General features: G+C 67.1%; 43 protein-coding genes and 1 pseudogene. 40 read left to right on the top strand and 4 right to left on the bottom strand.

All coding sequences use genetic code 11. The features are described from left to right. Positions 1–85 precede the first annotated feature (85 nt). From tuf to AB1578_07215, 33 genes and pseudogenes are all read left to right on the top strand, one after another. Positions 86–1,285, top strand: a complete 1,200-nt coding sequence (tuf, locus tag AB1578_07375; GenBank protein ID MEW6487719.1) for an elongation factor Tu — start codon at positions 86–88, stop codon at positions 1,283–1,285. Positions 1,286–1,304: 19 nt separating this feature from the next. Then, complete coding sequence (gene rpsJ / locus AB1578_07370) at positions 1,305–1,613, top strand: 30S ribosomal protein S10 (GenBank protein ID MEW6487718.1); 309 nt, start codon at positions 1,305–1,307, stop codon at positions 1,611–1,613. A gap of 46 nt (positions 1,614–1,659) precedes the next feature. Further along, entirely contained in the window at positions 1,660–2,298 is a 639-nt protein-coding gene (gene rplC / locus AB1578_07365; GenBank protein MEW6487717.1) for a 50S ribosomal protein L3, read from the top strand. Positions 2,299–2,332: 34 nt separating this feature from the next. Then, positions 2,333–2,947, top strand: a complete 615-nt coding sequence (gene rplD, locus AB1578_07360; GenBank protein ID MEW6487716.1) for a 50S ribosomal protein L4 — start codon at positions 2,333–2,335, stop codon at positions 2,945–2,947. A gap of 2 nt (positions 2,948–2,949) precedes the next feature. Beyond that, positions 2,950–3,243, top strand: a complete 294-nt coding sequence (locus tag AB1578_07355) for a 50S ribosomal protein L23 (protein MEW6487715.1) — start codon at positions 2,950–2,952, stop codon at positions 3,241–3,243. Between the two features lie 35 nt (positions 3,244–3,278). Then, positions 3,279–4,100: a 50S ribosomal protein L2 gene (gene rplB / locus AB1578_07350; protein ID MEW6487714.1), complete on the top strand. Its 822-nt coding sequence runs from the start codon at positions 3,279–3,281 to the stop codon at positions 4,098–4,100. Positions 4,101–4,111: 11 nt separating this feature from the next. Next, the gene (rpsS, locus tag AB1578_07345; protein ID MEW6487713.1) at positions 4,112–4,393 is read left to right on the top strand and encodes a 30S ribosomal protein S19; all 282 of its coding nucleotides are present in this window, start codon (positions 4,112–4,114) and stop codon (positions 4,391–4,393) included. Positions 4,394–4,407: 14 nt separating this feature from the next. Continuing rightward, positions 4,408–4,740, top strand: coding sequence for a 50S ribosomal protein L22 (gene rplV / locus AB1578_07340; protein ID MEW6487712.1), 333 nt, complete (start codon positions 4,408–4,410; stop codon positions 4,738–4,740). A 16-nt stretch (positions 4,741–4,756) separates the two neighbouring features. Further along, the gene (gene rpsC, locus AB1578_07335) at positions 4,757–5,416 is read left to right on the top strand and encodes a 30S ribosomal protein S3 (protein MEW6487711.1); all 660 of its coding nucleotides are present in this window, start codon (positions 4,757–4,759) and stop codon (positions 5,414–5,416) included. Positions 5,417–5,418: 2 nt separating this feature from the next. Beyond that, entirely contained in the window at positions 5,419–5,841 is a 423-nt protein-coding gene (gene rplP, locus AB1578_07330) for a 50S ribosomal protein L16 (GenBank protein MEW6487710.1), read from the top strand. Beyond that, a complete protein-coding gene (gene rpmC / locus AB1578_07325; protein ID MEW6487709.1) occupies positions 5,831–6,028 on the top strand; it encodes a 50S ribosomal protein L29 in 198 nt (65 codons plus the stop codon). The genes rplP and rpmC overlap by 11 nt, the downstream gene beginning before the upstream one ends. A gap of 19 nt (positions 6,029–6,047) precedes the next feature. Continuing rightward, positions 6,048–6,311: a 30S ribosomal protein S17 gene (rpsQ, locus tag AB1578_07320; protein ID MEW6487708.1), complete on the top strand. Its 264-nt coding sequence runs from the start codon at positions 6,048–6,050 to the stop codon at positions 6,309–6,311. Positions 6,312–6,327: 16 nt separating this feature from the next. Further along, positions 6,328–6,696, top strand: coding sequence for a 50S ribosomal protein L14 (rplN, locus tag AB1578_07315; GenBank protein ID MEW6487707.1), 369 nt, complete (start codon positions 6,328–6,330; stop codon positions 6,694–6,696). Positions 6,697–6,720: 24 nt separating this feature from the next. Continuing rightward, the gene (gene rplX / locus AB1578_07310) at positions 6,721–7,044 is read left to right on the top strand and encodes a 50S ribosomal protein L24 (protein MEW6487706.1); all 324 of its coding nucleotides are present in this window, start codon (positions 6,721–6,723) and stop codon (positions 7,042–7,044) included. 27 nt (positions 7,045–7,071) lie between these two features. After that, complete coding sequence (rplE, locus tag AB1578_07305) at positions 7,072–7,611, top strand: 50S ribosomal protein L5 (protein MEW6487705.1); 540 nt, start codon at positions 7,072–7,074, stop codon at positions 7,609–7,611. Positions 7,612–7,627: 16 nt separating this feature from the next. Continuing rightward, on the top strand, positions 7,628–7,813 hold the full coding sequence (locus tag AB1578_07300; protein MEW6487704.1) for a type Z 30S ribosomal protein S14: 186 nt from the start codon (positions 7,628–7,630) through the stop codon (positions 7,811–7,813). Between the two features lie 22 nt (positions 7,814–7,835). Further along, entirely contained in the window at positions 7,836–8,234 is a 399-nt protein-coding gene (gene rpsH, locus AB1578_07295; GenBank protein ID MEW6487703.1) for a 30S ribosomal protein S8, read from the top strand. Between the two features lie 28 nt (positions 8,235–8,262). Further along, positions 8,263–8,802: a 50S ribosomal protein L6 gene (gene rplF, locus AB1578_07290; protein ID MEW6487702.1), complete on the top strand. Its 540-nt coding sequence runs from the start codon at positions 8,263–8,265 to the stop codon at positions 8,800–8,802. Between the two features lie 57 nt (positions 8,803–8,859). Then, positions 8,860–9,228: a 50S ribosomal protein L18 gene (gene rplR / locus AB1578_07285; protein ID MEW6487701.1), complete on the top strand. Its 369-nt coding sequence runs from the start codon at positions 8,860–8,862 to the stop codon at positions 9,226–9,228. Between the two features lie 44 nt (positions 9,229–9,272). Next, positions 9,273–9,779 carry a 30S ribosomal protein S5 gene (gene rpsE, locus AB1578_07280; protein MEW6487700.1) on the top strand — a complete coding sequence of 169 codons (507 nt, stop codon included), beginning with the start codon at positions 9,273–9,275 and terminating at the stop codon, positions 9,777–9,779. Between the two features lie 19 nt (positions 9,780–9,798). Beyond that, positions 9,799–10,239, top strand: a complete 441-nt coding sequence (gene rplO, locus AB1578_07275; GenBank protein MEW6487699.1) for a 50S ribosomal protein L15 — start codon at positions 9,799–9,801, stop codon at positions 10,237–10,239. Further along, the gene (gene secY / locus AB1578_07270) at positions 10,240–11,547 is read left to right on the top strand and encodes a preprotein translocase subunit SecY (protein MEW6487698.1); all 1,308 of its coding nucleotides are present in this window, start codon (positions 10,240–10,242) and stop codon (positions 11,545–11,547) included. Between the two features lie 26 nt (positions 11,548–11,573). Next, the gene (locus AB1578_07265) at positions 11,574–12,218 is read left to right on the top strand and encodes an adenylate kinase (GenBank protein MEW6487697.1); all 645 of its coding nucleotides are present in this window, start codon (positions 11,574–11,576) and stop codon (positions 12,216–12,218) included. Continuing rightward, the gene (gene map, locus AB1578_07260; protein ID MEW6487696.1) at positions 12,215–12,982 is read left to right on the top strand and encodes a type I methionyl aminopeptidase; all 768 of its coding nucleotides are present in this window, start codon (positions 12,215–12,217) and stop codon (positions 12,980–12,982) included. The genes AB1578_07265 and map overlap by 4 nt, the downstream gene beginning before the upstream one ends. A 63-nt stretch (positions 12,983–13,045) precedes the next feature. Beyond that, positions 13,046–13,264, top strand: coding sequence for a translation initiation factor IF-1 (infA, locus tag AB1578_07255; protein MEW6487695.1), 219 nt, complete (start codon positions 13,046–13,048; stop codon positions 13,262–13,264). Positions 13,265–13,288: 24 nt separating this feature from the next. Then, complete coding sequence (gene rpmJ, locus AB1578_07250; GenBank protein MEW6487694.1) at positions 13,289–13,402, top strand: 50S ribosomal protein L36; 114 nt, start codon at positions 13,289–13,291, stop codon at positions 13,400–13,402. A gap of 102 nt (positions 13,403–13,504) precedes the next feature. Further along, positions 13,505–13,855 (top strand): 30S ribosomal protein S13, encoded by a 351-nt coding sequence (gene rpsM / locus AB1578_07245; GenBank protein ID MEW6487693.1) that lies wholly within the window; start codon positions 13,505–13,507, stop codon positions 13,853–13,855. 38 nt (positions 13,856–13,893) lie between these two features. Next, positions 13,894–14,289 carry a 30S ribosomal protein S11 gene (gene rpsK / locus AB1578_07240; protein ID MEW6487692.1) on the top strand — a complete coding sequence of 132 codons (396 nt, stop codon included), beginning with the start codon at positions 13,894–13,896 and terminating at the stop codon, positions 14,287–14,289. Between the two features lie 24 nt (positions 14,290–14,313). Beyond that, on the top strand, positions 14,314–14,940 hold the full coding sequence (gene rpsD, locus AB1578_07235; GenBank protein ID MEW6487691.1) for a 30S ribosomal protein S4: 627 nt from the start codon (positions 14,314–14,316) through the stop codon (positions 14,938–14,940). Between the two features lie 39 nt (positions 14,941–14,979). Next, positions 14,980–15,987 carry a DNA-directed RNA polymerase subunit alpha gene (locus AB1578_07230; protein MEW6487690.1) on the top strand — a complete coding sequence of 336 codons (1,008 nt, stop codon included), beginning with the start codon at positions 14,980–14,982 and terminating at the stop codon, positions 15,985–15,987. Between the two features lie 29 nt (positions 15,988–16,016). Beyond that, a pseudogene (gene rplQ / locus AB1578_07225) lies at positions 16,017–16,370 on the top strand (50S ribosomal protein L17). Positions 16,371–16,459: 89 nt separating this feature from the next. Next, the gene (locus AB1578_07220) at positions 16,460–17,305 is read left to right on the top strand and encodes an ATP-binding cassette domain-containing protein (protein MEW6487689.1); all 846 of its coding nucleotides are present in this window, start codon (positions 16,460–16,462) and stop codon (positions 17,303–17,305) included. Then, a complete protein-coding gene (locus AB1578_07215) occupies positions 17,290–18,210 on the top strand; it encodes an ABC transporter ATP-binding protein (protein MEW6487688.1) in 921 nt (306 codons plus the stop codon). Before AB1578_07220 ends, AB1578_07215 begins: the two co-directional genes overlap by 16 nt. Here AB1578_07215 and AB1578_07210 read toward each other — a convergent pair. The 3 genes from AB1578_07210 to AB1578_07200 all read right to left on the bottom strand — a co-directional run bounded on the left by AB1578_07210 (position 18,174) and on the right by AB1578_07200 (position 19,703). Further along, positions 18,174–18,956, bottom strand: a complete 783-nt coding sequence (locus tag AB1578_07210; GenBank protein MEW6487687.1) for a carbon monoxide dehydrogenase accessory protein CooC — start codon at positions 18,954–18,956, stop codon at positions 18,174–18,176. The genes AB1578_07215 and AB1578_07210 overlap by 37 nt on opposite strands. Before the next feature lie 292 nt (positions 18,957–19,248). Further along, a complete protein-coding gene (locus tag AB1578_07205) occupies positions 19,249–19,377 on the bottom strand; it encodes a hypothetical protein (protein ID MEW6487686.1) in 129 nt (42 codons plus the stop codon). Positions 19,378–19,415: 38 nt separating this feature from the next. Then, complete coding sequence (locus tag AB1578_07200) at positions 19,416–19,703, bottom strand: AbrB/MazE/SpoVT family DNA-binding domain-containing protein (GenBank protein MEW6487685.1); 288 nt, start codon at positions 19,701–19,703, stop codon at positions 19,416–19,418. Positions 19,704–20,271: 568 nt separating this feature from the next. Between AB1578_07200 and AB1578_07195 the strand changes: the two genes are divergently transcribed. From AB1578_07195 to AB1578_07175, 5 genes are all read left to right on the top strand, one after another. Beyond that, positions 20,272–20,547 (top strand): type II toxin-antitoxin system prevent-host-death family antitoxin, encoded by a 276-nt coding sequence (locus AB1578_07195; GenBank protein ID MEW6487684.1) that lies wholly within the window; start codon positions 20,272–20,274, stop codon positions 20,545–20,547. A gap of 9 nt (positions 20,548–20,556) precedes the next feature. Continuing rightward, positions 20,557–20,808 carry a type II toxin-antitoxin system RelE/ParE family toxin gene (locus tag AB1578_07190; GenBank protein ID MEW6487683.1) on the top strand — a complete coding sequence of 84 codons (252 nt, stop codon included), beginning with the start codon at positions 20,557–20,559 and terminating at the stop codon, positions 20,806–20,808. A gap of 261 nt (positions 20,809–21,069) precedes the next feature. Then, entirely contained in the window at positions 21,070–21,312 is a 243-nt protein-coding gene (locus tag AB1578_07185) for a CopG family transcriptional regulator (protein ID MEW6487682.1), read from the top strand. Continuing rightward, entirely contained in the window at positions 21,294–21,677 is a 384-nt protein-coding gene (locus tag AB1578_07180) for a PIN domain-containing protein (protein MEW6487681.1), read from the top strand. Before AB1578_07185 ends, AB1578_07180 begins: the two co-directional genes overlap by 19 nt. Before the next feature lie 93 nt (positions 21,678–21,770). Then, on the top strand, positions 21,771–22,556 hold the full coding sequence (locus AB1578_07175) for an Rpn family recombination-promoting nuclease/putative transposase (GenBank protein ID MEW6487680.1): 786 nt from the start codon (positions 21,771–21,773) through the stop codon (positions 22,554–22,556). 340 nt (positions 22,557–22,896) lie between these two features. On the opposite strand, the gene AB1578_07170 is transcribed toward AB1578_07175, so the two are convergent. Next, positions 22,897–23,184 carry an AbrB/MazE/SpoVT family DNA-binding domain-containing protein gene (locus tag AB1578_07170; GenBank protein ID MEW6487679.1) on the bottom strand — a complete coding sequence of 96 codons (288 nt, stop codon included), beginning with the start codon at positions 23,182–23,184 and terminating at the stop codon, positions 22,897–22,899. A 635-nt stretch (positions 23,185–23,819) separates the two neighbouring features. On the opposite strand from AB1578_07170, the gene AB1578_07165 reads away from it, so the two are divergent. Further along, positions 23,820–24,068: a type II toxin-antitoxin system RelE/ParE family toxin gene (locus AB1578_07165; GenBank protein MEW6487678.1), complete on the top strand. Its 249-nt coding sequence runs from the start codon at positions 23,820–23,822 to the stop codon at positions 24,066–24,068. A gap of 9 nt (positions 24,069–24,077) precedes the next feature. Then, positions 24,078–24,275 (top strand): type II toxin-antitoxin system Phd/YefM family antitoxin, encoded by a 198-nt coding sequence (locus AB1578_07160; GenBank protein MEW6487677.1) that lies wholly within the window; start codon positions 24,078–24,080, stop codon positions 24,273–24,275. Positions 24,276–24,825: the final 550 nt, after the last annotated feature.

Below are 24,825 nucleotides of genomic sequence, written 5' to 3'. Positions count from 1 at the left end.
TGAACCGGCAGAGGGTGCGTGTTAGCATCCCGGGCCTTCGTCCCCGGGGGGGCACGCGGGCCCGATCGACCAGAGGAGTGGAACGATGGCCAAGGAAACCTTCAAGCGAACCAAGCCCCACGTGAACATCGGGACGATCGGGCACGTGGATCACGGGAAGACGACCCTGACGGCGGCGATCACCAAGGTGCTGTCGAACAAGGGGTTTGCGAAGTTCACGGCGTTTGACGAGATCGACAAGGCGCCCGAGGAGCGCGAGCGGGGCATCACCATCGCCACGGCGCACGTGGAGTACGAGACCGTCAAGCGCCACTACGCGCACGTGGACTGTCCGGGCCACGCCGATTACATCAAGAACATGATCACGGGTGCGGCGCAGATGGACGGGGCGATCCTGGTGGTGAGCGCGGCGGACGGACCGATGCCCCAGACCCGGGAGCACGTGCTGCTGGCGCGGCAGGTCAACGTGCCCTACCTGGTGGTGTATCTCAACAAGGTCGACATGGTGGACGACCCGGAGCTGCTGGAGCTGGTGGAGCTGGAGGTGCGCGAGCTCCTGAGCAGCTACGAGTTTCCCGGGGACGACACCCCGGTGGTCAAGGGCAGCGCGCTCAAGGCCCTGGGGTGCGGGTGCGGCAAGCCCGAGTGCGCCGACTGCAAGTCGATCTACGAGCTGATGGACGCGGTGGACAGCTGGATACCGGAGCCGCAGCGCGACAAGGACAAGCCGTTTCTGATGCCGGTGGAGGACGTGTTTTCGATCTCGGGTCGGGGCACGGTGGCCACGGGGCGCATCGAGCGGGGCATCGTCAAGGTGCAGGACGAAGTGGAGATCGTGGGGTTCACCCCGACGACCAAGACCGTGGTGACGGGGGTGGAGATGTTTCGCAAGCTCCTGGACCAGGGGGAGGCGGGCGACAACGTGGGGGTGCTGCTGCGGGGGGTCAAGCGCGACGACGTGGAGCGGGGGCAGGTGCTGGCCAAGCCCGGCTCGATCACGCCGCACAAGAAGTTCAAGTGCGAGGTGTACGTGCTGTCGAAGGAAGAAGGTGGGCGGCACACGCCGTTTTTCAACGGGTACCGGCCCCAGTTCTACTTTCGGACGACGGACGTGACGGGGGTGTGCACGCTGCCGGAGGGCACGGAGATGGTGATGCCCGGGGACAACGTGCGCATGGACGTGGAGCTGATCACGCCGATCGCGATGGAGGAAGGGCTGCGGTTCGCGATCCGGGAAGGTGGGCGCACGGTCGGAGCCGGGGTCGTCACCGCCATCAACGAGTAGCGGCCGTTGGAGTGAATCGATGACCAGCGACAAGATCCGGATCCGCCTGAAGGGTTACGACCACAAGCTGCTCGACCAGTCGGTGTCGGAGATCCTCGACGCCGCCAAGCGCACGGGAGCGCGGGTCTCGGGACCCATTCCGCTTCCGACCGAGATCAACCGTTTTTGCGTGCTGCGGTCCCCGCACATCGACAAGAAGTCGCGGGAGCACTTCGAGATGCGCACCCACAAACGGCTTCTCGACATCCTGGATCCCACGCAGCAGACGATCGACGCCTTGATGAAGCTGGACTTGTCTGCGGGCGTGGACGTCGAGATCAAGCTCTAGAGCGAGGGCGGCGCTGCGGGCGCCGTAGGAAGGCAAGGGAGCTCCGATGGCCAAGGGACTACTAGGAAGAAAACTGGGCATGACCCAGGTCTTCGTGGGCGGAGAAGAGCTCATCCCCGTTACGGTGGTCGAGGCGGGACCCTGCACCGTGATCCAGAAGAAGACGCGGGATACGGACGGGTACGACGCCATCCAGATCGGCTTCGAGGAAGTGAAGGCACACCGGGTCACCCGGCCCGCCCTGGGTCACTTCAAGAAGGCCGGTTCGGGAGCGTTGCGGCTTCTCCGGGAGATCCGAGTGGACAACGCCGCCGACTACGAGGTCGGACAGGTCCTCAAGGTGGATATGTTCCAGCCCGGGGACCGGATCGACGTGATCGGGGTGAGCAAGGGCAAGGGCTACCAGGGCGTCATGAAGCGGCACGGGTTCGGCGGGGGCCGGGGCAGTCACGGTTCCATGTTCCATCGCCGCCCGGGCGCGATCGGGGCCCACGAGTCGCCGGGCAAGGTCTTCAAGGGAAAGAAGCTCGCGGGGCAGATGGGCAATCGGCGGGTCACCGTGCAGAACCTCCAGGTGGTCGAGGTGGATACGGACCGCAACCTCATCATGATCCGAGGGGCCGTTCCGGGGGCCAAGCACGGGGCGCTCATGCTTCGCAACGCCGTGAAGCTGGGCGGCAAGTAGGGTACTTCGGCAACTCGGAAGGCGGAGGTTCGCCATGGAAGCACCGGTCTGGAACTCTTCGAACGAGCAGGTGGGCACGGCGGCGCTGGACGACGAGATCTTCGCCGCGCCGGTCAACGATGCCCTCCTCTGGGAAGTCGTGCGGATGCAGCTTGCCGCCCGCCGGCAGGGCAGCCACGACGTGAAGGGCCGCTCGGAGGTCCGGGGTGGGGGCAAGAAGCCCTGGCGGCAGAAGGGCACGGGCCGCGCCCGGGCGGGGTCCCGGCGTTCACCCCTGTGGCGGGGCGGCGCTACGTTGTTTGGACCCACCCCGCGAAGCTACGCCTACAGCATGCCCAAGAAGAAGCGAAGGCTGGCGCTGCGGTGTGCCCTGGCGGCCAAGGCGCGGGACGGGGAGCTCCTGGTGGTGGAGGACCTGGGCCTCTCGGAGATCAAGACCAAGGCGCTGGCCCAGACCCTCAAGACGCTCGGCGTCGGCAGCGGCCTCATCGTGGTGGGAGGACCCGACGAGCGGATCGAGAAGTCCGCGCGCAACCTTCCCCGGGTCAAGGTACTGCGGGCCGAGGGCCTCAACGTCTACGACGTGCTGCGCTACGAGAAGGTGGTCGTGCTGCGCAGCGCCCTCGAGAAGGTGGAAGAGAGGCTCTAGTCATGGCGAGATCGGCATACGACGTGCTCAAGCGGCCGGTGGTCACCGAGAAGGCCACCGACCTGCGCGAGCGGGAGAACGCGGTGGTGTTCGAGGTGGATACCGCGGCCACGAAGGCCGAGATCAAGCAGGCGGTGGAGAAGGTGTTCCAGGTCACGGTCACGGGGGTGCGCACCGTCATCGTCCGTGGCAAGAACGCCCGGGTCGGCCGGTCCGTCGGGCGCAAGAGCAACTGGAAGAAGGCCTACGTATCCCTCAAGGAAGGCGACCAGATCGCGTTCTTCGAGGGCGTGTAGCGGGCCACTGACCCAGGTACGCGAGGGACATACCCATGGCGATCAAGCGCTATCGGCCTACGTCGGCGGGACGCCGCTTCATGTCCGTGTCGACCTTCGAGGAGATCACGGAGGCGACTCCGGAGAAGAGCCTGCTTCGCCCGCTCAAGCGCAGCGGCGGCAGGAACAACCGCGGCCGCATCACCTGTCGCCACATCGGGGGCGGGCACAAGCGGCGCTACCGCGTGATCGACTTCAAGCGAGACAAGCGCGGGATCCCGGCGAAGGTCTCCTCGATCCAGTACGATCCGAACCGCAGCTCGCGCATCGCGCTCCTGACGTATCTGGACGGGGAAAAGCGCTACATCCTCTCCCCGAAGGATCTCAAGGTGGGCGACCGCCTCGAGGCGGGACCCGGGGTGGAGGTCAAGCCGGGCAATGCCCTTCCCCTGGGGGGCATCCCCCTGGGCACGCTGGTCCACAACGTGGAGCTGAAACCTGGCAAGGGCGGGCAGCTGTGCCGCAGCGCCGGCACCTACGGTCAGCTCATGGCGAAGGAGGGGGACTACGCCCAGATTCGCCTGCCCTCGGGCGAGGTGCGCAAGGTCCGGGTGGAGTGCTACGCCACGGTGGGGCAGGTTGGCAACGAGGACCACGAGAACCTGCGCATCGGCAAGGCCGGGCGGACGCGGTGGCTGGGCATCCGGCCCACGGTGCGGGGCGTGGCCATGAACCCCATCGACCATCCCCACGGGGGCGGCGAGGGGCGAACCTCGGGCGGGCGCCACCCCGTGAGCCCCTGGGGTGTGCCCACCAAGGGAAAGAAGACGCGCAAGAACAAGGCCACGCAGCAGTACATCGTGCGCCGGCGGAAGTAGGAGCGGAACCCATGGCCCGATCCATCAAGAAGGGACCTTTCGTCGACGCCCACCTGGAAGAGAAGGTGGCGAAGGCACGGCAGACCGGCGACAAGCGGGTCATCAAGACCTGGTCCCGGCGCTCGGTCATCCTGCCCGACTTCATCGGGTACACCTTCGCCGTGCACAACGGCAAGACCTTCGTCCCCGTGTTCGTGACGGAGAACATGGTGGGCCACAAGCTCGGGGAGTTCTCCCCCACCCGGACCTTCCGCTCTCACGTCAAGGGTGAGGGCAAGGGCAAGAAGCGGTAGCGCAGAGGACACCCATGCAAGCCAATGCGACGCTACGATACCTGAGGATGGCTCCACGCAAGGTGCGCCTGGTGGCGGACCTGGTGCGGGGCAAGCCCGTGCAGGATGCCCTGAGCGCGCTGCGCTTCACCCCCAAGTCGGCCAGCCTCCCGGTGCGCAAGGTCATCGAGTCGGCGCTGGCCAACGCGGAGAACAACCACGGCCTCGACATCGACACCCTCTGGGTTCGGGAGATCCGGGTGGACGAGGGGCCCACGCTCAAGCGGTTCCGGCCCAGGGCACAGGGGCGCGCGTTTCGGATCATGAAGCGCACGAGCCACGTCTCGGTGGTGCTCGAAGAGAAGTAACCAGAGGAGGTGTGCGTTGGGTCAGAAGGTTCATCCCTACGGCTTTCGCGTTGGCGTCAACAAGCCCTGGCTTTCCCGCTGGTACGGGGGAAAAGACTACTCCAAGACCCTGCACGAGGATCTGGAGCTGCGCAGGTTCCTGAAGAAGGAGCTCGACCAGGCCGGGGTGGCCAACATCGAGATCGAGCGGGTCGCCAACAAGGTGCGCGTCGAGGTCCACACCGCCCGCCCCGGCATCGTGATCGGGAAGAAGGGCGCGGAGATCGATCGGCTGCGCAAGGTGCTCACGGACAAGACCGGCAAGGAGGTCTTCCTCAACGTCCGGGAGATCAAGCGTCCCGAGCTCGACGCCCAGCTGGTGGCCGAGAACATCGCCTCCCAGATCAAGCGGCGGGTCGCCTTCCGGCGCGCCATGAAGCGGGCCGTGACGGCCGCCATGAAGCTTGGGGCCGAGGGGATCCGCGTGAGCTGCGGCGGCCGCCTGGGGGGCGCCGAGATCGCCCGGAGCGAGTGGTACCGGGAGGGACGGGTGCCGCTCCACACCCTGCGGGCCGACATCGACTACGGGTTCGCCGAGAGCTTCACCACCTACGGCGCCATCGGCGTGAAGGTGATCATCTTCAAGGGCGAGCTCCTGAGCGACGCCGAGGGCGCTCGGCTGACGAAGGGTAAATAGCCATGTTGACGCCCAAGAACACCAAGTACCGCAAGCAGCACCGCGGCCGGCGGCGGGGGATGGCCCACCGGGGAAGCAGCATCAACTTCGGGGACTACGCGCTCCAGGCCGTGGACGTGGCGTGGGTGACGTCGCGGCAGATCGAGGCCGCCCGTATCGCCATCAGCCACCACGTGAAGCGCGGCGGAAGGCTTTGGATTCGGATCTTCCCGGACAAGCCCTTTACCAAGAAGCCCCTGGAGGTCCGGATGGGAAAGGGGAAGGGGGCGCCCGAGGGATGGGTGGCCGTGGTGCGGCCCGGCCGGGTGCTCTACGAGCTCAAGGGGGTGACCGAGGAGCTGGCCCGGGAGGCGCTGCGGCGCGCGGCCCACAAGCTCCCCATGAAGACGCGGATCATCTCCCGGGAGGACGTGTATGAGCGCTAAGGAGCTGCGCGATCTCTCCAGCGAGGAGCTTCGCGCCAAGGAAGCCGAGCTCCGCCAGGAGCTCTTCAATCTGCGGTTCCAGCACGCCACCCGGCAGCTGGAGAATACGGCCCGGATCCCGGCGGCCAAGCGGGAGATGGCTCGGGTGCTGACGGTGCTGCGCGAGCGCGAGCTCGCCGGGGCGTAAGGAAACGAAGGACGAGACCATGGCAGAGACGAAGCGCGGCCCGAGGAAGCAGATGACCGGGGTGATCGTGAGCGACAAGATGGCCAAGACGGTGACCGTCCTGGTCGAAGGGCTCCGCAAGCACCCAATCTACGAGAAGTACGTGATCCGGTCCAAGAAGTACAAGGCCCACGACGAAGCCAACAGCTGCCGCGTGGGGGACAAGGTGCTCATCGAGGAGACCCGCCCTCTCAGCCGCGACAAGCGCTGGCGGGTGAAGGAAATCCTGGAGCGGGCCGTCTGAGGACGGGAGAGAGACCATGATCCAACAGGAATCCGTACTCAACGTGGCGGACAACTCGGGCGCCAAGCGCGTGTACTGCATTCGGATCGCGGGCGGCTCGAAGCGCAAGTACGCCAGCGTGGGCGACATCATCACGGTTTCCGTGCGGGAGGCCATCCCGAACAGCAAGGTGGCCAAGGGGTCGGTGGCCCGGGCGGTGATCGTTCGCACGGCCAAGGAGGTTCGGCGGCCCGACGGAAGCTACATCCGGTTCGACGACAACGCCGCGGTGCTCATCAATAAGGACGGCGAGCCGGTCGGCACCCGGGTGTTCGGCCCCGTGGCCCGGGAGCTGCGGGCCAAGAACTTCATGAAGATCGTCTCCCTGGCCCCTGAGGTCCTCTAGCGAGGCCGGGGAGGAAGGTGGAACATGGGTTCGATTGGGAAGATCAAGAAGAACGACCTGGTGGAAGTGATTGCCGGAAACGAGAAGGGCAAGCGCGGCAAGGTGCTGCGCGTGCTGCGGGACAAGGACCGCGCCGTGATCGAGAAGATCAACCTGGTGCGCCGCCACAAGAAGGGCGATGCCCAGAGCAAGGGGGGCATCATCGACAAGGAGGCGCCCCTGCACCTGTCCAACGTGGGCCCGGTGTGTGAGAAGTGCGACCGTCCGGTTCGCGTGGGGCGAAAGGCGCTGGAAGACGGCACCAAGGTCCGGTCCTGCAAGCGCTGCGGTGAAGTGCTCGACAAGTAACGCCGGACGGCCGGGAAGGTGAGGAACATGGCGAGGTTGAGGGACCGCTACCAGAAAGAGATCGTACCCGCGATGACCAAGGCCTTCAGCTACGGCAACGTGATGCAGGTGCCGCGGCTGGAGAAGATCGTGGTCAACGTGGGAGCGGGCGAGGCCAAGGACAACGCCAAGCTCATGGACCAGCTCGTGGAGGACCTTGCCCGCATCACCGGGCAGCGGCCGGTGGTGACCCGGGCCAAGAAGTCCATCGCCAACTTCCACCTGCGGGAGGGGCAGCCCGTGGGATGCAAGGTGACCCTTCGCGGCGCCCGGATGTACGAGTTCCTCGACCGCATGGTGAATGTGGCGCTTCCTCGGGTGAGGGACTTCAAGGGAGTGTCGGGCAAGGGATTCGACGGCCGGGGGAACTACACCCTCGGGATCCACGAGCACGTGATCTTCCCCGAGATCGACCTGGAGAAGGTGGAGAAGGTCAAGGGGATGAACGTGTGCATCACCACCACTGCCGAGACCGACGAGGAGGGCAAGCAGCTCCTCCGGCTCTTCGGCATGCCCTTCCGTAACTGAGGCAGGGGAGGTACCCGTGGCGACGACAGCGCAGATGGAGAAGCAAAAGCACCCCCCCAAGTTCAAGGTTCGCTGGCGCAACCGGTGTCGGGTGTGCGGGCGGTCCAGGGGGTTCTATCGGAAGTTCGAGCTGTGCCGCCTGTGCGTGCGGAAGCTGGCCCACGAGGGCAAGCTCCCGGGCGTGACCAAGGCGAGCTGGTAAGGTTTTTCGAGGAGATTCCGAGATGCCGTTGACCGATCCCATCGCCGACATGCTCACCCGGATCCGCAATGCCGTGCAGGCGCGCCACGAGGTGGTGCAGATCCCGGGTTCGAAGATCAACCGGGCCGTCCTCGAGGAACTGCGCGAGGAGGGGTACCTGGCCGACGTGACGTGGCAGGAAGACGGCCGCCAGGGCGTGATCCTGGTGCGCCTGAAGTACGACAGCCGGGGAGATTCCGCCATCGACGGCCTACAGCGGGTGAGCAAGCCCGGACGTAGGGTCTACGTCGGGGCGGGAGACATTCCCAAGGCCCGCAGCGGCTACGGTACGGTGGTCTTGTCCACGTCCAGGGGCGTCCTCACCGACAGGAAGGCGCGACAACAGGGAGTGGGCGGAGAAGTTCTCTGCTCCGTGTGGTAGCCGGCGCACCCAAGAGGAGAGTGCAGCGATGTCGAGGATCGGCAAGATGCCCGTCGCCCTGCCTGCCAAGGTGGAGGTGGAGCACAAGGGCCAGAAGATGACGATCAAGGGGCCCAAGGGTGCGCTCGCCCTCGACGTGCACCCCGATATCCGGGTAGAGGTGTCCCCGTCGGAGCTCAACGTACGCCGGCCCACCGACCACCGCCGGCACCGGGCCCTGCACGGGATGACGCGCAGCCTCTTGCAGAACATGGTCACCGGGGTGACGGCGGGGTTCGAGAAGGGGCTGGAGGTCGTGGGGGTGGGCTACCGGGCGAACTTGCAGGGAAAGAGCCTCACGCTGAGCGTGGGCTACTCCCATCCGGTGGAGTTCGACGTCCCCGGCGATGTCACCGTCGAGGTGAAGGATCAGCGGGTGATCTCGGTCAAGGGGATCGACAAGCAGCGGGTGGGACAGGTGGCGGCGATCATCCGATCGTTCAAGCCCCCGGAGCCCTACAAGGGGACGGGGATCCGGTACGTGGGCGAGCACATCGTCCGCAAGGAAGGCAAGTCGGGCGCGAAGTAGCACCACGGCCCGAGGGCAGGTCAGCGAAGGGTCCGGGATAGGAAGGAGCAGCGGCAGATGAACCGACTGGTGGCCAAGCGCGACGCGATCGCAGCCCGCAAGAAACGGGTGCGCAGGAAGGTGGTCGGGACGGCCGGGCGGCCGCGCCTGACCGTGTACAAGAGCGGCAAGCACGTGTACGCGCAGATCATCGACGACGCGTCGGGGCGGACCCTGGTGGCCGCTTCGAGCATGGGGCGGGACCTGCGCGACGACCTGAAGACGACCAGTACCGTGGAGGCGGCCAAGACCGTGGGCGCCGCCATCGGCAAGAAGGCGCTGGCGCGAGACATCACCCAGGTGGTCTTCGACCGCAACGGGTACCCTTTCCACGGGAAGGTGAAGGCTCTGGCCGACGCCGCCCGTGAGGCGGGGCTCCAGTTTTGACCCAGACCGGGAAGCGCGGACAGGAGGGTAGGCTCTTGAGCAGCATGGACTCCAGGAACTTCGACGCCAAGGGCGGAGAGCTCTTCGACCGGGTGATCCACTTGAACCGGGTCGCCAAGGTGGTGAAGGGCGGGCGGCGGTTCTCCTTCAGCGCCCTCGTGGTGGTCGGCGACCACGCGGGGTCGGTGGGCATCGGCCTGGGGAAGGCCAAGGAGGTGCCGGAGGCCATCCGCAAGGGCATCGAGGCGGCCAAACGGGAGCTGGTGAAGGTCCCGGTGATCAACGGCACCATCCCCCACGAGATTCTCGGCCACTTCGGTTCCGGGCTGGTGGTTCTCAAGCCGGCGGCGCCCGGCACGGGCGTCATCGCCGGGGGCGCCGTGCGGGCCGTGGTGGAGTCCGCCGGGATCCGCGACATCCTCACCAAGTGCCTGGGGACGAGCAACCCTCACAACGTGGTCCGGGCGACCCTGGAGGGCCTGGCGCGGCTGCGCCACCCCGACCAGATCGCGGCCCGCCGCGGGAAGAGCCTCGACGAGATCCGGGCCTGACGGCCGGGAGGTAGAGACCATGCGACTGCACGATCTCAAACGCCCCAAGGGCGCGGTGAAGGAAAAGAAGCGGGTCGGCCGTGGTCCCGGGTCGGGCCTGGGGAAGACCGCCGGGCGCGGGCACAAAGGCGCCCGGGCCCGGGCCGGCTACGGCGGGAAGCAGGGCTTCGAGGGCGGGCAGATGCCGCTCGCGCGCCGGCTCCCGAAGGTGGGCTTCAAGAATCCGTTCCGCAAGGAGTACGCGTGCGTGAACGTGTGCGACCTGAACCGGTTCGACGACGGCACCGAGGTGACGCCTGTGCTGCTGGTCGAGCAGGGGCTGGTCAAGAAGCTCCAGGACGGCGTGAAGATCCTCGGCAAAGGGGACCTGGAGCGCAAGCTCGTGGTCTTCGTCCACAAGGTAAGCCAAGGCGCGCGGGAGAAGATCGAGGCCCGCGGCGGAGAGGTAAAGGAGGCCTAGGTGGTCGGGGACTTCCAGGGGATCGGAAAGATCCCCGAGCTCAGACGCCGTATCCTGATCACGTTCCTGCTCCTGGGCGTGTACCGGGTGGGGGCCCACGTGCCCGTGCCCGGGATCGACGCCGGGGCGCTGGCAGAGTTCTTCGCTCGGCTCGAGGGCAACATCCTGGGGCTCATCGATATGTTCTCCGGGGGCGCGCTCAGCCGCATGAGCGTGTTCGCACTGGGCATCATGCCCTACATCAGCGCCTCGATCATCTTGCAGCTCCTGACCGTGGTGGTCCCCACCCTGGAGAAGCTCTCCAAGGAGGGGGAGCAGGGGCGCAAGAAGATTACTCAGTACACCCGGTACGGCACGGTGGTGCTCTCGGTGGTCCAGGGGTTCGGTATCGCCGTGGGCCTGGAGAACATGGCCGGTCCCGGGGGGGCCAGCGTGGTGGTTGCAGGGGGCTGGGGGTTCCGGCTCATGACGGTCACCACGCTGACGGCCGGCACCGCGTTCATCATGTGGCTGGGCGAGCAGATCACCGAGAGAGGCATCGGCAACGGCATCAGCCTCATCATCTTCGCCGGCATCGTGGCGGGAATGCCCGGTGCCATCTACAACACCTTCCGGCTCATGGGAGCCGGGCAGATCCACCTGTTCGTGGTGCTTCTGCTCATCGTGGTGATGGTCGGGGTCACGTTCTTCATCGTGTGGGTGGAGCGGGCCCAGCGGCGCATCCCGGTGCAGTACGCGAAACGGGTGGTGGGGCGACGGGTGTACGGGGGGCAGAGCACCCATCTGCCGCTCAAGGTGAACACGGCCGGCGTGATTCCGCCCATCTTCGCGTCGTCTCTGCTCATGTTTCCCACCACGGTGGGACAGTTCATCGACCACCCCTGGGTGCAGACCATGGTGGGGCTGCTCGCCCCGGGGCAGATCGTGCACGACGTGCTCTTCGTTGGGCTCATCATCTTCTTCTGCTACTTCTACACGGCGGTGACGTTCAATCCGGTAGACGTGGCCGACAACATGAAGAAGTACGGAGGGTACATCCCTGGAATCCGGCCCGGGCAGCGCACCGCCGAGTACATCGACAAGGTGCTCTCTCGGCTCACCTTCTGGGGCGCGCTGTACGTGAGCTTCATCTGCGTGCTGCCCACCATTCTCATCAGCCGCTTCGGAGTACCGTTCTACTTCGGCGGCACGGGACTGCTCATCGTGGTGGGCGTGTCCCTCGACACGGTCTCGCAGATCGAGACCCACCTCATTACGCGGCACTATGAGGGCCTGATGGGTGCCAAGCGCATTCGCGGGCGTCGCTGACCCAACGGGAAAGAGGAGGGAACCCCATGCGGCTGATTCTGCTCGGACCTCCGGGGGCAGGGAAGGGCACCCAGGCGACGCGGCTGGTGGAGAAGTACCAGATTCCCCAGATCTCCACCGGGGACATCCTTCGCGCAGCGGTGCGGCAGGGGACCGAGCTGGGGAAGTCGGCCAAGTCGTACATGGACGCGGGCAAGCTCGTTCCCGATTCGGTCGTGATCGGCATCATCGGGGAGCGGCTGCGGGAGGCGGACTGCGCCAAGGGGTACATCCTGGACGGCTTTCCCCGCACGGTGGCCCAGGCCGATGCCTTGAAGGACACCGTGGCCCGGATGGGACAAGCCATCGACCACGTGCTCTCCGTGGAGGTGCCCAACGAGGAGCTCGTGGAGAGACTCTCGGGGCGGCGCACCTGCAAGGGATGCGGGGCCATGTACCACGTGAAGTTCAGCCAGCCCAAGGTGGCCGGAACGTGCGACAAGTGCGGCGGGGAGCTCTTCCAGCGCGATGACGACCGGGAGGCCACGATCCGGGCCCGGCTGAAGGTGTACGACGAGCAGACCGCCCCGCTCATCGCCTACTACCGAAAGGCCGGGCTGCTTCGGCCCATCGACGGCATGGGGGGGATGGAGGAGATCCTGGGCCGGATCACGGCGGTGCTGGGGGGTTGATCGTCCTGAAGTCGGCCCGGGAGATCGAGGAGATGGTCCGGGCGAACCGGATCGTCGCCGAGATTCTGGCCCGGGTGAGGGAAGCGGTACGACCCGGTGTGACGACCGCGGAGCTGGAGGAGGTCGCCCGGGAAGAGGTGGAGCGCAGGGGGGTGGTGGCGGCGTTCCAGGGGGTCAGGAACCCGCAGGGGAAGCCGTATCCGTGCTGTCTGTGCACCTCGGTCAACGACGAGGTGGTGCACGGCATCCCGAGCCGGGGCCGGGTGTTGCGCGACGGCGACCTCCTGAGCGTGGACTGCGGAGTGCTGCACCGGGGCTTCTACGGGGATGCGGCCTTTAGCGTGTCGGTGGGCAAGGGCAGCGACCGGGGTCGGGCCCTGATCCGGGCGGCCGAGGAGGCACTGGCTGCAGGCATCCGGGAGGCTCGGGCAGGAAGGCGCCTGGGCGATCTCTCGGCCGCCATCCAGGCTGTGGTGGAGGGGGCGGGGTTCACCGTGGTGCGGGAGTTCGTGGGGCACGGCATCGGCCGATCCCTCCACGAGGACCCCCAGGTTCCGAACTACGGTGAGAAGGGCACGGGCGTACGGCTGCGGCCGGGCATGGTGCTCGCCATCGAGCCCATGATTAACGACGGCACCACCGGGGTCGTGGTGGACCCGGATGGGTGGACTGCACGTACCCGCGACGGGAGCCTGGCGGCCCACAGCGAGCACAGCGTGGCCGTCACGGAGCGGGGGCCCCTGATCCTGAGCCGCCTGGACTGAGAGCCTGTGAAAGAATCGTCGCGCAGCAGATTGTTTCACAGGCTCTGAGAGGAGAGCGAGGGCATGGCGAAAGAGGAAGCGATTGAGGTCGAGGGGACGGTGGTGGAGCCCCTGCCCAACGCCATGTTTCGTGTGGAGCTCGACAACGGTCATCGGGTGCTTGCGCACGTGTCCGGGAAGATGAGAAAGTTCTTCATTCGCATTTTGCCGGGAGACCGGGTGACCGTGGAGCTTTCGCCCTACGACCTCACCCGGGGGCGGATCACGTACCGGAAGAAGTAGCCGAGAGGGCTTGGGAGAATCAACATGAAAGTTCGGCCTTCCGTAAAGAGAATCTGCGACAAGTGCAAGGTGATCCGGCGCAAGGGAATCGTTCGGATCATTTGCGACAACCCCCGGCACAAGCAGCGCCAGGGGTAGTGCCGGAGCACGTGTCGAGAGCAGCAGTGAGAATCGGCGTCGCGGCGGGCAGGCTCTTCCGCCGGGCCCCGCGGTCCTGAGACCACCAGAGGAGGTTGTACAGTGGCGAGAGTGTCGGGTATCGACTTGCCGCGCGCCAAGCGCATCGAGGTCGCCCTCACGTATATCTACGGGATCGGCCGGTCCTCGGCCCGCCAGATTCTGGGCGAGGCTCAGGTGGGGTTCGATCGCAAGGCCGGGGACCTGACGGACGACGAGCTGCAGAAGATCCGCAAGGTGATCGACGAGCGCTACAAGGTGGAGGGAGATCTCCGCCGCGAAGTGCTGTCGCACGTGAAGCGGCTCATGGATCTCGGGTGCTACCGGGGCCTGCGGCACCGCAAGGGGTTGCCGGTACGCGGGCAGCGCACGCGCACCAACGCCCGCACGCGCAAGGGCCCCCGGCGTCGATAGAGGAACCGGTACCTAGAAGCAGGAGCAGTGGAGGAGTCATGGCGAAGAGGTCCAGCGGCGCCCGGCGGGTGAAGAAGGTCAAGAAGAACATTCGCGACGGGATCGCCCACATCCGCAGCACGTTCAACAACACGGTCATCACCATTACCGACCTGAGCGGCAACACGGTCGCGTGGTCGAATGCCGGGGTCGCCGGGTTCAAGGGCTCGCGCAAGAGCACCCCGTTTGCAGCCCAGATGGCGGGCAAGGATGCCGCCGAAAAGGCGATGGAGCACGGGATGCGCAACGTCGTGGTGTATGTGAAGGGCCCCGGCTCGGGCCGCGAGGGAGCCGTTCGGGCACTCCACGCTGCGGGCCTGACCCTGACCGCCATCAAGGACGTGACCCCGATTCCCCACAACGGATGCCGTCCGCCGAAACGGCGCCGGGTGTAAGAAGAAACCAGAGGAGGTACCGCTTTGGCAAGGTATCGAGGAGCCGTATGCCGGCTGTGCCGGCGCGAGCGGATGAAGCTCTTTCTCAAGGGCGACCGGTGTTTCACGGACAAGTGTGCCGTGGAACGCCGCAACTACCCCCCGGGCCAGCATGGGCAGGGGCGCGTCAAGGTGTCGGAGTACGGCCGCCAGCTGCGGGAGAAGCAGAAGGTCCGCCGGGTCTACGGGATGCAGGAGAGCCAGTTCCGCATCTACTTCGGGGAAGCGGATCGGTCCAAGGGCGTCACGGGCCTGCGCTTGCTCCAGTTGCTCGAGTCGCGCCTGGACAACATGGCCTACCGGATGGGGTTTGCCAACTCGCGCTCCGAGGCCCGGCACCTGGTGCGGCACGGCCACTTCACGGTCAACGGCCGGCGGGTCAACATCCCCTCGTTCCAGACCAAGCCCGGGGACGTGGTGGCGGTGCGCGAGAAGAGCCGGAAGATCCCGCCGGTCGTCTCCGCCCTCGAGAACCTGGCGAGCCGGGGAGTTCCGCGCTGGCTCGACGTGGATGCCAAGGCCTTCCAGGGACAGGTCAAGGAGCTTCCCGCCCGGGAAGACCTGACGCTTCCCATCGAAGAGCACCTGATCGTGGAGCTGTACTCGAAGTAAGATTCCGAGGGGCACGGCCCTCGGCGGAGGTTGGCGACGTTGCAAGAAAGAAACTGGCGTGAGCTGATTCGACCCAAGCGGCTGGAGGCGGAGCCTGAGAGCCTGAGCGCCACCTACGGCAAGTTCGTAGCGGAGCCTCTGGAGCGCGGGTTCGGCACGACCCTGGGGAACGCACTGCGCAGGGTGCTCTTGTCGAGCCTCCAGGGCGCTGCGATCTGCCAGGCAAAGTTCGACGGGGTCCCCCACGAGTTCTCTTCCGTTCCGGGGGTCAAGGAGGACGTGAGCGAGATCATCCTCAACTTGAAGGAGGTGCGGCTGCGGGCCCATACGGACAAGGCCAAGCGGCTGCGCATCCTGAAGACGGGGCCCGCCGTGGTTCGCGCCGGGGACATCGAGGCGGGGAGCACCATCGAGGTCTTGAACCCCGACCGCCACATCGCCACCCTCGCGGAGGGAGCGAAACTCGACGTGGAGCTCGTGGTGAAGGTGGGCAAGGGCTATGTGCCCTCGGACCGCAACAAGGACGAGGACATGGCCATCGGGTGGATTGCGCTGGATGCGATCTACAGCCCCATGGAGAAAGTCAATGTTCGGGTGGAGCAGGCCCGCGTGGGCCAGCGCACCGACTATGACAAGCTCATCCTCGAGGTGTGGACCGACGGCAGCGTCAAGCCTCAGGACGCGGTGGCGTACGGCGCGAAGATTCTGAAGGACCAGGTGCAGGTCTTCATCAACTTCGACGAGGGAAGCGGCGACGGGGAGTCCTCGGAGGAGCGCGAGAGCTACACGTACAACCCGAACCTCGACCGGAAGGTGAGCGAGCTCGAGCTCTCGGTGCGTGCGGCGAACTGCCTCAAGGCGGCAAACATCCGCTACATCGGCGAGCTGGTGCAGAAGACCGACGGCGAGATGCTCAAGACCAAGAACTTCGGGCGGAAGTCCCTGAACGAGATCAAGGACCTCATGGTGACGATGAACCTCCACCTGGGAATGGAAATACCCGGCTGGAGTCCTCCGGAGGAGACCCCGGAGGAAGAAGAAGCCTGACCGGCGAGTGACCAGGGAAAGGAATCGACATGCGCCATAGGATCTCCGGCCGCAAGCTGGGGCGGAATGCCTCTCACCGCAAGGCGATGTTTCGCAACATGGTGACGTCGCTGTTCGAGCACGAGCGGGTGCAGACCACCGATGCCAAGGCGAAGGAGCTTCGGCGGGTGGCGGAAAAGCTCATCACTCTGGGCAAGCGGGGCGACCTCCATGCGCGCAGGCTCGTCCTGGCCTACGTCCGCGACAAGGGCGTGGTGGCCAAGCTCTTCGACGAGATCTCTCCGCGGTATGCGCAGCGGCCCGGCGGGTACACCCGCATCATCAAGGTGGGCGAGAGAAGGGGCGACGGGGCGCCGGTGAGCTTCCTGGAGCTCGTGCAGGAGCCGTACGCTCCTCGCGGCAAGGCCAAGGCGACCGTCGCCGGACCTGCCGCAGGGGAGAGTGTGTCAGGGGGTGGGGGCGAAGCTCCGGCGTGAGCGCGGATTCCCGGAAAGACAGCGAGCGGGGCAAGGGTGCGACCTTGCCCCGCTCTTCTTTGGGGGGTGCAGGGCAGGGCCTGCGGGCCCAGGGGATCTGCGTGCGCCGGGGCCAGGGGGTCGTGTTGGAGGAGGTGGACCTCGAGCTCGCCCCGGGAGAGCACGTGGTGCTCGTGGGGCCCAACGGCTCGGGCAAGACGACGCTGCTCTTGACCCTCAAGGGGGCGCTGGCACCGGAGCATGGGCGGGTGACCCTCGGGGAAGGGCCGATCGCGCCGTTCGATCCGAGGGTGGGGATGGTCTTCGCCAACCCGGAAGACCAGGGGGTGGCGCCGGTGGTCGAGGACGACGTGGCCTTCGGGCTCGAAACCCGCGGCCTGGCTCCGGCGCAGACCCGGCGGCGGGTGGAAGAGAGCTTGAAGGCGGTGGGGTTGTGGGAGGAGCGAAGTGCGCTGACCCACACCCTCTCGGGGGGGCAGGCCCAGAGGCTCGCCCTGGCCGCCGTGATCGCCCTCGGTGCCCGGTTCCTCCTGCTCGACGAAGCCACGTCGATGCTGAGCCCCTGGGACCGGGACGGCCTCTTGCGCACCGTGGCGGAGCTGCGGGGAAACGGCGCGGGGGTCCTCCAGGTGACCCACCAGGGCGAAGAGATCCTGTGGGCCGACCGGGTCGTGGCCCTGGCCGGCGGGCGGGTGGCCTTCTCCGGGGCCCCCGAGGCGTACTTTTGCTGGAGCGGGTGCCAGCTTCCCGCGCCGCCCTATGAGAGGGCTCGGCGCCGTGCGGCGGCCGAGGGCAAGCGCCTTCCGTCGTTTCCGGAGCTCGCGGCGTGGGTGGCGCAGTGATCCGGGGCGAAGGGCTCGGCGTACGCCGCGGCAATCGGGCCGGAGCCTGGGTCGTAGCCCTCGAAGACGTGACGGTCGCCCTGGGCGCCGGAGAGCTCCTGATGGTGCTGGGGCGTCCGGGCTCGGGGAAGACGACCCTATTGGAGTGCCTGGCCGGGCTCCTGCCCCTTCACCAGGGGAGCGTGGAGCTTGGGGGCAGAGGGGGGCCTCTCTGGTCGTGGACCTCGGGGCAGGTGCCCCCCCGCGACGTCGGGCGGGCCGCGGGGCTCCTGTTCCAGTACCCGGAGCGGCAACTCGTGGGGCGAACCCCCCTGGAGGACGTGGCGTGGGGGTTGGGCGGTCGGGCGCCGTGCCGGAAGGTGGACGGGGGGGACGCCGCACGGGACGCATTGGTGCGTGCCGCGGTGCCCGAGCCCCTCTGGGAGCTGCCCGTAGCGAACCTCAGTCGTGGGGAGAAGCGGCGCGTGGCCCTGGCGGGGGTTCTGGCGCGGCGCCCCAAGGTGCTCCTGCTCGATGAGCCCTCGGTGGGCCTCGACCCCCACGGGCAGCACCTCGTGTGGGACGAAGTGGCGTCGTTTCGCGCCGAGGGGGGGGCGGTGCTCGTGGCCACCCACTGGCCGGAGCCGCTGCTGCCCCTGGCGACGCGGGTACTGTGCCTCAGCGCCGGACGTCCTCTCTTTTCCGGGGCCCCGGCGGCCCTTCTCGGTGCGGCCGCCTCCGACCCGGCGCTCCGGGAGCTCCTGCCCTGGTCCTGGCGACTTGCCGCCAAGCTGGACAGGGAGGGGCCCCTTCCGGCCGCCGCCGAGGTGTGGGGAGACATCCTGCGGAAGTGGCTGCGAGAGGAGGCGGGACTTCCCTTCGCGTCGGGTCAGCCTGCCGAGGTGACTCGCTCCAGGGCCTCGTAGACCGCCGCCACCTCGGCGCGCAGCCCGTCGTCCAGATCAAAGGGGCTTACCCCATCCCGGTCGGCCCGGCGGATCGCCTCGCGCAGGGAGAGGTGGCCGAGCACGGGCATGGGTGCCACCCCTTCCTGCACCATGACCCGGTCATCCTCGCTCGACACCTTGTTGCCGACCACGAACACCTTCCTCACCCCGAGGTCCGTGGCGAGGCGGCGGATCTGGTGGGCCGTCTGAACGGCCCGCTGGCCGGGTTCCACCACCACGAGAAACGCGTCCACCCCCTCGGTGCTGCCCCGGGCCAGGTGCTCCAGGCCGGCCTCCATGTCGACGATCACGGTCTCGCCGCGCCCCACCATGAGATGGCGCATCAGGGTTCGCAGAAGGGTCCCTTCCGGGCACAGGCACCCTCCTCCCCCCTTGGGAACCGTCCCCAGGGTCAGGAGTTTGACCCCGTCGTGGACGATGCCGTAGGCGTCGGGAATGTCGTCCACCTTGGGGTTGAGTTTGAACATCCCCCCAAACGTGCCGGCCTGGGCGCCGGTGCGCTCGGACACCAAGTCCTTCATCTGGGCCAGGGGTTGGAGGGACCCCAGCCGCTCCGCCGGAATTCCCAGGGCGGACGGAAGGTTGGCGTCGGGGTCCGCATCGATGGCGAGCACCTTCTGGCCCCGAGCCGCAAGCAGGCGTGCCAGGCACCCCGCCAAGGTCGTCTTCCCCACACCCCCTTTTCCGCTGATGGCGATCTTCATGGCAGTTTCCCTTCCAATGGCTAAGAGAGCGGTGGTGCAAGGGTCAAGTGGTCGCAGATACGGACCGGATGGACCGTGGTTCGGATTCCGAACCACGTCCAGGCGCCGCCTCGTCCACCGTGTCGCCGGTCCAGTATCGCAGCACCGTCTCCCGCGCGGCAAGCCCCGCGGGGTTTACGTCCCTGGCCGTTGGCGCCAGGGATCTCGGGACAGCAGGCGATGTACCAGTCGCCATCCCGTTCGATCACAGCCGTGAACTCGTTGTGCATGGGAGGTTCCCCGTCGAAGCTGGCTACACATGGATCGTGGGAGCCGTTCCGTACAGGGGCCCGAAGTGGCGTCGGTCGCCGGTGAGCAGGTGGGTCGCCTTGGCGGCGATCGCCGCGGCGAGAATCACCTGGGCCTTGAGTGGCAGCTCCACGCCCGCCGGAAGATCCAGAGAAAGACGCGATCCACCGCTTACGGCCGCTCGTGGGGGATGGCGTCGGGGTCCAGGCCCAGCCGCCGCACCTCGAATCGGGCCTGCGCGTCATCCTCTTCGTCGACGGCATTCTGGAGCAGGAACTCAGCCCTTCGTTCGGTCGTGTAGGTCTCCAAAAGCTCCTCGTCTGCGGCTCGCCGCAGCGTGAGCCCTTCGGGGCCTTCCTCCAGGACGAGCAAGCAGCCCTCCTCGAGTCCGTAGCGCCGCAACATCCGGGGCGGGATGACCACGGTTCCGCGCTTGCCGACTCTTCCCACGTCGATCATCCGGTTCTCACCTCGTTCTGAGCGCAGGCCGCGAGCCGAGAGCCACCTCGGCCGCCCGCCCCGGTCGTTGGACCTCGCCGGGTACCGGGGCGCTCCGTTCCGCACGTTTCACATCTCACGCTTCACGTCCCCCGGCACCGGAAACCCGAGGCCCTTGGCCGTTGGCTGTTGGGAGCGAACTGCCGGCCCTTCACCCTTCACGCCTCACGTCCCCCGTCCTCCGACCCCCGTCCCCCGAACCGGGAACCGGGAACCGGGAACCGGGAACTGGGAACTGGGAACTGGGAACTGGGAACTGGGAACCGGGAACCGGGAACTGGGAACCGGGAACGCCAACCGCAGTACCCGTCCCCCGTCACGAGCGAAAGCAAATTGCGCCGTGGATGCGCTGGGAGCAGAATGAGCTGCAAGGGTGGCTTGGGGCCGAGAATGTTCCGTGCGCAGGGGAAGCCTGCCGCTGCGTGACCGGTCGCGCACTGCATCCGGGAGGCGGTGGAAGCGCCTGCGGACTGCCCGAACCCGGGCGGTCTGAAAGGGCGAGTGAAGAGGCCTGAAGAGGAGGGCTCTCATGGCGATCGTGGCGGTTCCCATGGATCGCAGTGAGCTTTCGAGTGCGCTGCGGCGCGTCCGCACTCGAAACGAGCGCGTGGTCGTGGAGCAGAACGGAGAGCCCGTGGGGGCCCTCGTTTCCCTCGACGACCTCCGGGCGCTGGAGCGCCTGGAGGATCTGCTGGACGCCGAGGACTATCGCGAGGCCCTCGCGCAATGGGAGCTCGACGGGCGCAAGACGGTTGCCCTCGAGACCGTCTTGGACGAGTACGGGCTCGAGGGGGCGCGCAAGTGAACCTACCGGGTGGAGCTCTCCACCCGGGCGAAGGGAGAACTTTCCAGTCTGGCGCCGAGAATCCGGGCTCAGGTCCTGAAGCGGCTCGCCGTGCTGACCGCTGATCCCAGACCGCCCGGTGTGAAGCGGCTGGCCGAAACGGATCAGGGGTATCGCATCCGCGTAGGTGCTTACCGGGTGCTGTACCGCATCGAGGATGACCGGCTCCTGGTTCTCGTGGTGAAGGTCGGTCACCGCAGGGAAGTGTATCGGGGGCTCTGACAGCGCGTTGCGGGGCGCACGCGCCCCACGAGGGCCGTACGGGCAAACCAGAAAGTCCCGTCTCGCGCAAAGCCGCAAAGCCCGCCAAGCAGCGCTCGGCAACCCGGCACCGGAAACCCGAGGCCCTTGGCCGTTGGCTCTTGGGACTACACAACCTGCCCCTGCTCGGCACGTGGCCCCCGGCACTTGGCGCCATTGCCCGGGATCAGGCCCTGCGATATCATTTCGATCGGCGCGATATCACCTCCGGAGGGAGCGATCATGGTGCGCACCGTCATCGGGTTGGACCCGGAAGACAAGCAGTGGCTCGACGACAAGGCCCGGGAGGAACACGTGCCCATGGCCGAGATCGTGCGGCGGGCCGTCCGCAGGCTGCGCAGCGAATCCGAGCTCGGCCTCGAGTGCTTCGACCGGGTGCTCCGAGACACGAGCGGCGTATGGGAAGGGGAAGACGGCCTCGCCTACCAGCGGCGCCTGAGGGACGAATGGGAAACGCCTCGCTGACGCACCTCCTCGATTCCGTAGTCCTCATCGACCACTTCAACGGCATCGAGGCCGCCACGTCATTCCTTGCCCGAACGAAGGGCAGGGCAGCCGTGTCCGTCATCACCAGAGCCGAGGTGCTCACCGGGTTTGCTCGGGAGCGCGAGCCGCTGGCCCTGCGGCTGCTCGACCGTTTCGTCACCGTCGAGATCGGCGTCGCCGCCGCCGACCTGGCGGCTCGCCTGCGCCGGGAAAACCGATGGAAGCTGCCCGATGCCTTCCAGGCGGCCCTCGCCCTCTCCCGCGGCCTGCGCCTGGCCACCCGCAACACCCGCGACTTCCCCCCCGAGCGCTTCTCCTTCGTCGAGGCGCCCTACCGGCTCTAGACCCGCCCCCGCGTCCCCCTCACCCGGGCCGCGTGGGCAAAGCTCTTGCGCACCAGCGCGCCCCCGGCGGCCGGCCAAAAGTTGCGCGCCGGGATGCCGGCGCCTACACTCTCGCCATGGCCGAGGTCTCGAATCCCCACGACAGGTTTTTCCGGGAAGTGCTGGCCGACGCGGGGGCAGCGCGGGACTTCGTCGAAAACGGTCGTCTTCTACCACGGCCGGCAGGCCTGGAGGGTCCCCGTGGCGTTCGGGAGCCTCTTCGAGCCGCCCGAGCCTCTTGCGGGCTACGTGCCGGCGTTTCGGTACGAGCTGTGCGATCTCTCGCGCTACACCGACGCGGAGCTCAAGGGGGCAGTGCAGTTTCGGGCCGCGATGCTCCTGATGAAGCACATCTTCCGGGACGATCTCGGACAGAGGCTACCCGAGATCCTGAGGCTCCTGTGGGAGTCGTGCCAGGAGAAGACAGCCCTGGACCACGTGCGGACGTTCTTGACGTACGTCGTGCGGGGTGCAGACAGGGTGCGGGCCGAGGACGTGGAGAAGGCGCTTCAGGAAACGATTCCAGAGAAGGGAGCAGGGCTCATGCCGACCTTGGCGGAACAATGGATGGAGCAGGGCAAGGAGAGGGGGTTGCGGCAGGGGCTCCAGCAGGGGCTCCAGCAGGGGCTCCAGCAGGGGCTCCAGCAGGGCGCCGGCGCCACGGCGCGGGAGGCCGTCGTGGAGGCGCTGGAGGCGCGCTTCGACGTGGTGCCGCGCTCCGTGCTGGAGCGGATCGAAGGGGTAGGGGACGTCACCGTCCTGAAGATGCTCCTGAAGAAGGCGGTCACCGCCGCGACCCTCGAAGACTTCCGAAAGGCCCTGGACATCGCCCTCTCGTGAACCCTCACGAGCGATCCTCCTTGCGCCTCGGCGCCCAGCGCGAACAGGGGCCCGTTCTCTCGTAGCGGCGCAACGCCGTTGCGTGAGCCCCGGTCCGCCCGCCGCACCTCGCATCGCGGCCGGCCAAAAGAGGTCCCTCCCAACACGCGTCTGCGTGGCAATGCTCTTGTGCACCTGCGTCCCGATAGCGCGAACACAGGTTGCGCCGCGCCTCCTCGAGGGCGTGCGCCGAGGTGATGAGGTCCACGCCCTCGAGGCTCCACAGGCGCGCCAACGGCGAACCGTCGCGGCACGCAGCAGAGAAGAGCACGTTGGCGTCGAGAAAGACGCGATCCACCGCTTACGGCCGCTCGTGGGGGATGGCGGCGGGGTCCAGGCCCAGCCGCCGCACCTCGAATCGGGCCTGCGCGTCATCCTCTTCGTCGACGGCATTCTGGAGCAGGAACTCAGCTCTTCGTTGGGTCGTGTAGGTCTCCAGAAGCTCCTCGTCTGCGGCTCGCCGCAGCGTGAGCCCTTCGGGGCCTTCCTCCAGGACGAGCAAGCAGCCCTCCTCGAGTCCGTAGCGCCGCAACATCCGGGGCGGGATGACCACGGTTCCGCGCTTGCCGACTCTTCCCACGTCGATCATCCGGTTCTCACCTCGTTCTGAGCGCAGGCCGCGAGCCGAGAGCCACCTCGGCCGCCCGCGTCGGTCGTTGGACCTCGCCGGGTACCGGGGCGCTCCGTTCCACAGCGCTTCGGGGTCCCGGCCGGCGGTCCGATTCCCCAAAAAACAAATCCTTCCTCGGCACGCGGCAGCCTTTTGGACTACACGGCCGCGCGGTATCCGTGTCGAGGGCAGAGGTCGTCGGGGCTCAGGCCTTCGCCCTCGGGCGCAGGGGCACCGCCAGGCCCTTCCGGCCGGCTCCAGAGAAAGGGCGCCTGTGTGCCCAACGGGAGGAAAGCCCACGGCACGGGCCAACCACGCTGAGCGCCTCATCAGCCTCCACGCACAGCACGACCACGCGTACCGCAGGCGGTAGCCGAGCCCCGCGTGCGAGGGGGCACGCGGGGCTCTTCCGCCCGAACGCCCCCGTCCCACGCGAGACTGAACCCGGCGCGAGAGGAAGCGACCCACGCTCTCTCTCCCTCGACGGCCCCCAAGACACGCATGAATTGCGGGCCGGCCCGGATTTGATGTATGGTTTCTGTCGTAAGCCTGGCGGGACCAAGGCCCGATCGTAGCGAGAGCCCGGTGTGAGCGCCGGGCGCGGGGAGGGCGGATTGGACTACCGGACGGTGTTCAAACCGCAGGCTCTAAAGGACCTCGGCGCAGTCCCTCGAAAAGAGGGCCGCCGGATCTTGGGCAGGATGGAGGAGTTGGAACACGATCTTGCCGGCGACGTGAAACGGCTCGCGAGCCACCGACCGGAGTATCGCTTGAGAGTCGGAAACTACCGCGTCTTGTTCGAGTTGGAAGGAGATCAGATCGTCGTTTACCGCATACTACACCGCAAGGAAGCATATAGGTAGGATCAACCCATGATCGATCTGCACCCGGCAATCCTAAGCAAGGGGGGAGAGAAGCAGTTCGTTGTGCTTCCCTATGAGGAGTTCGTGGCCCTTCGAGAGTTGCTAGCTGACTTGGAAGATCTGAAGGAGCTGAGGGTTGCAAAGGAGGCCGAAGGGGATGCTCCTGTCGTTTCGTTGGCGGAAGCGAGAAAGGCGTTAGGCCTCTGATCCGCAGCAGCACTGTCCCAAACCAGTGAAAGCCTCCGGCGCCAGATCACTCCTTCCCCGCGAGTGGTTTCCTTGGCGCCTTGGACGTCTTGCGAGCGGGCACGCACCCGCGCTCGCGAGTGCGGCCACGCTCTGCGCCCCGCCTCACCGGCACCTTGCCCTCTTGAACTCTCAGTAGTGGACCGGCCGAGCCCGGCAGCCACCCGGCCGGGGCTTCGCCCGTGGACCACGCCGCCCGTCGCAGAGCGGCGAGCAGCGGCGAGGCCCCCGTTCCCCGGAATCGAGCATCCGGAACCGGGAACCGGGAACCGGGAACGCCGTCCCCCATCCCCCAACGTCCTCCATCCCCGTCCCGGACCCCGCCCCCAGACTCTTCCGACGTCAATCCTCTTCACACCCCCCGTTCTTGACGCCGGCCGGAGCACTGAGCCGCCTTCGCCTGTCGTTGGATCTCGCCGGGTACCAGGGCGCTCAGCCCCGCAGGGCTTCGGGGTGCCGGTCGGCGATCCGATTTCCCACGACACCCACTCCTTCCAACCCCCACGTTGGG

The sequence above is a fragment of the Thermodesulfobacteriota bacterium genome, from assembly GCA_040756475.1.
Classification (GTDB): domain Bacteria; phylum Desulfobacterota; class Deferrisomatia; order Deferrisomatales; family JACRMM01; genus JBFLZB01.
This window is presented reverse-complemented; position numbering and strand designations above follow the sequence as displayed.